The organism is Silvanigrella sp. (genome assembly GCF_044369315.1).
GTDB lineage: Bacteria > Bdellovibrionota_B > Oligoflexia > Silvanigrellales > Silvanigrellaceae > Silvanigrella.
The window spans coordinates 1-7,517 of sequence record NZ_JBIPMD010000170.1; the positions used below are offsets into that span (position 1 = coordinate 1).

The 7,517-nt window shown below is 28.8% G+C and carries 5 protein-coding genes; all 5 read left to right on the forward strand.

Going from position 1 to position 7,517, the window contains the following annotated elements; translation table 11 throughout:
• Nucleotides 1–298 precede the first annotated feature (298 nt).
• Nucleotides 299–1,117 (forward strand): bifunctional DNA-formamidopyrimidine glycosylase/DNA-(apurinic or apyrimidinic site) lyase, encoded by an 819-nt coding sequence (gene mutM, locus ACIQ56_RS12445; RefSeq protein WP_397601382.1) that lies wholly within the window; start codon nt 299–301, stop codon nt 1,115–1,117.
• Nucleotides 1,118–1,126: 9 nt separating this feature from the next.
• The gene (locus ACIQ56_RS12450) at nt 1,127–2,641 is read left to right on the forward strand and encodes a hypothetical protein (RefSeq protein WP_397601383.1); all 1,515 of its coding nucleotides are present in this window, start codon (nt 1,127–1,129) and stop codon (nt 2,639–2,641) included.
• Nucleotides 2,642–2,755: 114 nt separating this feature from the next.
• Entirely contained in the window at nt 2,756–4,855 is a 2,100-nt protein-coding gene (locus ACIQ56_RS12455) for a SpoIIE family protein phosphatase (protein WP_397601384.1), read from the forward strand.
• Between the two features lie 577 nt (nt 4,856–5,432).
• On the forward strand, nt 5,433–6,791 hold the full coding sequence (gene lysA / locus ACIQ56_RS12460) for a diaminopimelate decarboxylase (protein WP_397601385.1): 1,359 nt from the start codon (nt 5,433–5,435) through the stop codon (nt 6,789–6,791).
• A gap of 41 nt (nt 6,792–6,832) precedes the next feature.
• A partial coding sequence (locus ACIQ56_RS12465) for a tyrosine-type recombinase/integrase (RefSeq protein ID WP_397601386.1) occupies nt 6,833–7,517 on the forward strand: 685 nt, incomplete at its 3' end.

Here is a 7,517-nt window from a genome sequence, read left to right on the forward strand (position 1 = left end):
CATTTCTTGTGTTTTTGCTCTTAACTGCAGAGTCATTTCAAATAAATCAACAACTCTTTCCGCAATTTTCTCTATGCCATCGTCTGTTAATAATAACCCAAATCGACCTTCTACGGCACTTTCTTCAATAATTTCGCGAATTGCTTGAGAAGTTGCTATTCTAAATATTTGACTCATATATTTTCCTTTGTTTTAATACTGTATTTAAGATATTGTACCCATTTTTACAAATAAATTGGGGACATGCCAATTTTTTAAGTGTGAAATTTCTACCTTAATATTTGAATTTGGAGTTATTATGCCTGAACTTCCTGAAGTACAAAATTTTGCAAATGCATTAAATAAAAGTTATGCAGGACTTAAAATAAAAGAAATTAAATTTCATCGGGAAAATTTGCGTTACCCATTTGAAAAAAAAGAATTGTCAGAAATATTTGCATTAGGAAATAAATTTATTCGATGTTATCGAGAAGGGAAACAACTTGTTTTAGAAACTTCTCAAGGTTCTGTAAATGTTAGTCTAGGTATGAGTGGTTCTTTTAAACCAATTCATTCCTCCAAATTACAAGAAAAACATCAACATGTTTCTTTATTTTTTGAAAATGGAGATGCAGTCGCATATGTAGATCCGAGACGATTTGGTTTTTGGAAAGTTAAAAAAGAAAATGATCCTGTGAATTTTATTTGTGATCCCCTAATTCAGAAAGACTTAGAAGATTTATTTTTAACGGAACAAGTATCTTCTAAAAACTGTTCTATTAAAGATCTTTTAATGGATCAAAAATTAATTGGTGGTATTGGTAATATATATGCACTTGAAGCATTATATTTAGCGAAAATATCTCCTCTAAAATTATGCTCTAAAGTTACAAATAAGGAATGGAAACAACTCTCTTTTGAAATTCCCAAAATTTTACGGAAAGCAATAGAATTAGGGGGATCTAGCGTTGCAACCTATTTATCTTTAAATGGAACAAAAGGAAGTTTTCAAGATTTACATCAAGTTTATGGTAGAACGGGCGAAAATTGCTTAAAAAAAGGGTGCAAAGGCGTTATTCAACGTATTGTTCAAAAAGGCAGAAGTTCTTGGCTTTGTCCTTTTTGTCAAAAAGATTGAAAGGTTTATATGACTAAAAAACCAAATTTAATTGAAAAAAATAATGAAAACGCTACAATTTTTATAAATAATGTTGAAGCACCAGAATTTATTTTAGATATTTTAACATCGCAACTTGTATTAAAATACCCAAGTTTAACAGAAATATTGGTAACAATTTGTTATTCTTTAAATGAATATTGGAATAATAAAACCCAAAAGTTAGTTGCTCAGTATCAAGTCTATCTAGACCACCATAACCGCAGTCGTGAAGTAAAGTTATTTTCTGTATTTCCTGAAACTGGTCCACATTATACAGAGGATACTAAACATTTTGTTCCTTTAAAGCTTGAACATGAAGTTTTAGAAAAGATACCCATAACCTTAAATTTTGATTTTAATTTGTTTCAAAATGAAAAAATGAATTTTTCAAAAAAACAGACAAACAAAGTTAGCATAAACCCAAAAGAATTTTGTATTTTTGAACCCGTTTATATTCCTAAACCTTGGGGCCAAGAAATTTGGTTTACGGGAGTTGAAAAAAGAGGCGTTTCAAAAATAAGTTCATTGTTAAATACAAATGTCTCTATACCACTGCCATGGCTCATTTCCGCTTTGCCAAAAAGACTCTTAGGAGAAAAATTTTCAGATAAAAATTTAACGTTAGTAAAAATTTTAGATCCCTTACCAGTTCCTGTTTTTGGAGATCTTTACTATGAACTTCATACGGAAAAAAATGAAGTTTATGTTGTAACAGAAATTTCCTCCTCTGAAGGAAAAATAAAATTTGGTTCTAATTTAGATAAATTAAAAAAGTTAAATCATGATTCTAATTTGTATAAATCCGAATTACTGAAAGCAATTAAGCAATATGAAGAAATTAGAAAAAAAATTGATATTATTTTAGATGACTTTCGTAAGGACTCAAATATCCCATTAAATGAGCCTCTTACTGCAGATAAATTAAGAGAATGGCTATTGAAAGTTCCTAATGATTTGATTGAAGAAGAAAAGCAAAAACGAGAAATAATGGATTCTTATGCAGGTTATTTAAAATTAAATATTGGGGATGTCATTCGAGTACCGACATTCATTCCTCATGCCTTACAGCATGGGGTTAAAGTTATAGAGTTTCAAACGGCTACGTATGAACGATTCATATTAAGTTTTGCTCAAAAGGTTTTGACTCAAAACCATTGGGATACAGAAAAAGCTTTAGAAATCATGACAATAACCCCACCAGCCAAGACTGAGCTTGAAGTTATAACAAATAATGATGCCTATTGCGAAGAGTGTGTTTGTTCCTTTAAAGAATTTCATTCTTCTAGGCTAAAAATAAAAGCGGACAAAATAATTGAATTTAGCTCAATTGATAATTATCGAATTCTATTTCATGTTGCAGGAAAATTATCTATAAATTCAAATAAAACGATCGATATTAAAGTCGAACAAGGATCTTGTATTTTTATTCCAGCTAAAACAGATTTTGAATTAAAAAGCCAAACGAATTCAACGATATTATTCTGTATACCTCATTTTTTCTGACCCCTCAATTTAATAAATCTCTTAAGATGAAAAAACGTAATCCGATAAAATTTAAGATTTATATTTTATTATTTATTTCAGTTTTTTTAATAAGCTCCAATTTTGGGAGATTTTATGAAGCTTGCTCCTAAAATCATCATACTACTTCTTATTGTTACCTTAGGTGTAATGTCTATTTATAGTTTTTACCAAGTAAGGCGTGCTGAAAAATCTTTTAATGCGGATGCCGAAGCAAATCATGTGCTGCTACTTTCAAATTCTTTAGGTTTTTTGTCAAAATCTCTTTGGGAACTTGATAAAGATATAGCAGCAAGGGGAATGAAACCCTTATTTGAAGCAGAAACAGTAATTAATATTCAAATTTATGATGCGGAAGGAAATTTTTTCTCAGGTTTTCAATATAATTTAAATAAAGAAAATAAAAAAGAACTTGTTGAATATGAAGATAGACATAAAGAAAAAGATTTGCCTGCAAAAGAATTGGTTTTGAAAAAAACAAAATTCGATTTAGTACCTTCTAAAATGGTTTCGCCAATGATAAATCTAACAGATGACAAACATCGTTTAGTTGGATCATTATGGTGGAAAGAAACAGAGATATCGGATCCTAAATTTCTTGGTTTTGTTGTTTTAAACTTTTCTACAGAATATATTGCAAAACGTTTATTAGAACAAAAATTAAGTTTTATTTTATTTACACTTGGTCTTAGTTTATCAATATTGGTTTTAACTTACTCATTGCTTGAAAAACAAGTTATTAATCCAATTAGAAAACTAATGCAAGCCAGCCTTGACATCGCTGATGGTCGATTTACGAGACTTCAATCGAGAACTCGATTTCAAATAGGCTCTGGCGAAGATGAAATCGATAAATTAACAACAAACTTTAATTTCATGGTTGATAAAATTGAGCATAGTTTAAATATGATTCGTGGGCTCTCAGAAGCTTCTCAGGCAATTGTAAAATGCATGAATATTAATGAGTCTATTCAAATTTATGAAAAATATTTAAAAGATTTAATTAGAGTATTAAAAGTAGAGGTTTGGCTAAATGAAGATAATGAAGCCTCAGATGAATCAAAACCCGTAGTTCGTGTTTCTGATCAAAAAAAGATGGAAAATAAAAATGGCATCTCAGAAAAATTACAAACCGATAAAAATTTTATAAATGAAGATAGCAAATTTAGTTTTTCAGATGATTATGTCAATTTTAGTATTCTTGCCGTTCCTTTATTGAATTCAAAAAATAAAAAAATAGGTATTATTGAACTTTATTTTACAAAAGGTTCTGTAGACAATAGTGATGAATCTAGAGGAATTATTAATAGTCTAACAACTTCATTAATAACGGCCATAGAAAACGATTGGTATGTTTTACGTGAAAAAAATAGAGCGAACTTAGAGAGGGATATTGAGTTAGCAAGTGCTGTACAAGATTCCATAATATCAAAATCTTTTCCAGAATCTCGTTTTTATGATTCTTCAACTTTTTTTAAAACTGCGAGTCAATGTGGAGGAGATTGGTTTGGTGTTTATGAAGTAGAAGATGGAAAAATTTTAGTACTTTTTGGTGATGTAACAGGTCATGGAACTCCTGCTGCCTTAATAACAGCGGTAACACGTGGATCTGCAGATATGCTTTTACAATTTATCAAATTAGGAAAAGCAGATATTTCAAAAGATTTTCCTTCCCAAGTCTTACAATTTATTAATGAGTGTATTGTTGAAACTGGTAAGCAAACTTATTTAATGACTATGGTAGCCGCCCTAATTGACTTTAAAAATCAAAAAATATTTGCTTCTTCGGCAGGGCATACTCCACCGGCAATAATTACGACTTTACAAGGTAAAAATGAAGTTAAATATATTTATCCATCAACAGGTTCTCGATTAGGGTTTGCCAAAGGGGCATTATACGAGACAAAAGAATTTGAATTTATACCTGGCCAAAAAATAATATTTTATACAGATGGTATTGTTGAAGGAGAATCTCCCAAATTAAAAGAATATGGATTAAAAAACTTTAAAAAATCTATGGAAAGCCATGGTGCACAAGAGCCTGAAGAATTTATTAAAAATATAACAAATGATGCTTACACCTTTTTTTCAGGAGCTCCTCAAAAAGATGATATTGCATTATTGGCAATAAGATTTTTAAATGAAAAAGAAAATAAAAACATCAATCCTAACATCAATAAATCTGATGCAGCATGATTTATATGAAATTATAATATTATTTATTATAAAGATTATTTAATAGAATAAATCTTGTTTACTTAATATCAAAAAAAGGAATAAATGTCTTTTTTTAAGACAAATCACAAAATTCTTAATTTATAAAATTTATAATAACATATTCATTTATAATAAAATCTCTTTTGTTTCATAAATATCTTTATTTTATAAATCGATATATTTATTGATTTATAAAATGTCTTTTTTTTAGACAATATCAATGAATATTGAGTCGTAATATCTGCTAAGTCATATTAATATCATGTTAATGAGCTTCTCTTATCAATAAAAAGCCTACCTAGCATTGTCTTCAATTTGCTTACCAACATTTGTCATTTTTTCCTACCATAGAAAAAGACGCTCAATTTTTTATGCATTAACTTTATTTTACAAAATTGATTTTTTAATTAAAAACTATTGCAAAAAAATTGCTAGTATTTATCAATTACAGAATCGTAACATTAAGCTGGACTTCTCCTTACATGAACTGATACAAAAGGATTGAAGGAGCCCATTGTTTTGGGCTTAAAGAATTTTATTATTATAAGGTATTAAAATGCGACCATTTATTACTTTAAAACCCCTTGAACAGCGAATGAAAGGGGAAGGCCTTTACATCGATTCTGTTCCTTTATCAGATATTTTAGATCTGAAGGTGTCTCCAATTTATGTAACAAGCTTAAATTCAATTTCTCAAAGATTAAATTACTATAAGTCAGCACTTCAAAAACACTTTTCTAATAATGAAGTTTTCTATGCCATGAAAGCAAATTTTTCCTTTCCTATATTAGAGGAAATTAAAAATTCGGGTGCTGGAATTGATATTGTTTCTATTGGTGAGTGGCGCGCCGCTTTAAAGGCTGGAATTAAGCCAGAGAAAATTTGTTTTGCTGGAGTTGGCAAAAAAGAGGAGGAATGGAAAGAAGCAATACAAGGAGGATTAGGTTATTTAAGTGTCGAGCATTTATCAGAATTAAATGATATTTTATTTTTTATTTATAAAAACAAAAGCGATGAAATAAAAAGTTTGGTCATTTCTTTAAGATTAAATCCATCAGTAGAAGTAGAAACACACCCACATTTAAAAACAGGAGCATTAAATTCAAAGTTTGGTATATTATTTGAGCATTTTGAAATATGGTTAAATCAAATGAAGTCTCAATTTCAAGATATAGAAGACTATAAAAAGTGGATTCATCCTTTAAAAGGAATTCATGTTCACGTCGGATCTCAATTAATGGAAAACTCCATTTTTCCTTTAATTGCAAATAAAATTCTTGATTGTGCTAAATTTATGTTAAAAAATAACATTATTGTTAAACATATTGATTTTGGTGGTGGGTTAGGGGTTCCTGTTGAAGGTGTTCCTGAAAATGGAAATGACATAAAATCACATATCGATTTTTTATGTAACACATTTAAAAATGCAACAAAGGATTATAAAGATCTTATCCAAGTGTGGGGTGAGGATTTTAATAAATTATTTGTATGTGTTGAACCAGGTAGAAGTATTGTAGCAAGTTCTACAGTTTTTTTAACTCAAGTTTTATATGAAAAACGAAATTCAAACGAAAATTTATTTTGTTACGTTGATGGAGCTATGAATGATTTTCCAAGACCAAGCTTATATGGTGCCATTCATCATGCCGAAATCGTAAATTTCAATCAAGATGTTAATTTACGAGAAAAATTAAAAAATAATTTTTTAAATTGGAATATTGTTGGGCCCGTTTGCGAGAGTGGAGATTTCTTATCTAAAAATACTCTTCTGCCTGAAGTTCAAAAAGGTGATATTATAGCTTTTTTTGAGGCAGGAGCCTATTGTCGCTCAATGGCAAGTACGTATAATTTGCGATCCTTACCAAGTGAAGTCTTTGTTAAAGATGGAAAAATTATACATGTAATTCAGGGTTAATTTATTTTAAATAAAATATTCTTTTAAAGAAAGTTGCAAGGATGCAAAACGAGAATTTTAATCGACCTATATCCAATAAAAATATTATTTTAACTAAAGAAGAATATATTGGAAAAGAAATTATAGATATTTTTAATTGGTTTATTCATTCTTTTAAAAGTGAAAATACTCAACAATCATATACAAGAGATTTAGAAGAATTTTTTTTATTTACATTTAAGACATTAAAAATAAAAATTACTTCTTTAAAACAAATAACTGAAAGATTAGTTATTTTATGGAAAGAAAGTTTAAATCATTTTTCAATATCTTCTGTAGCTAGAAAGCTATCATCTTTATCTTCATTTTTAACATATGCCAGAAAAAGGGGATTGTTAGAATATAATATTCTTGAATTAATTAAAAAGCCTAAGATTGATAAAAAAGGCAAAACGAATATTTTAAATCAAGATGAAGTATTAAAACTTTTAGAATTTTCAAAAAAACAATTTCAAATTTCTAAATGTAAAAAAAGTAGAACATATAATGTTTGGCGCTTAAGATATACCGTTATGTACACTCTTTTTACTGTAGGACTAAGAGCGGAAGAGCTTTGTGAATTAAAAATAAATAGTTTAGAAAAAGTGGGGGCAAATTGGCGTTTGCATATGGTAACAAAAGGAAATGTAACTCATTCTCCAATAATTCATCCAAATACGGCTCTCGTTCTTATGGAATACAAAAATG

Bases quoted from the DNA above. Each gene is read 5' to 3' on its own strand.
- mutM (WP_397601382.1), top strand. From the start codon at position 299: ATGCCTGAACTTCCTGAAGTACAAAATTTTGCAAATGCATTAAATAAA.
- ACIQ56_RS12450 (WP_397601383.1), top strand. From the start codon at position 1,127: ATGACTAAAAAACCAAATTTAATTGAAAAAAATAATGAAAACGCTACA.
- ACIQ56_RS12455 (WP_397601384.1), top strand. From the start codon at position 2,756: ATGAAGCTTGCTCCTAAAATCATCATACTACTTCTTATTGTTACCTTA.
- lysA (WP_397601385.1), top strand. From the start codon at position 5,433: ATGCGACCATTTATTACTTTAAAACCCCTTGAACAGCGAATGAAAGGG.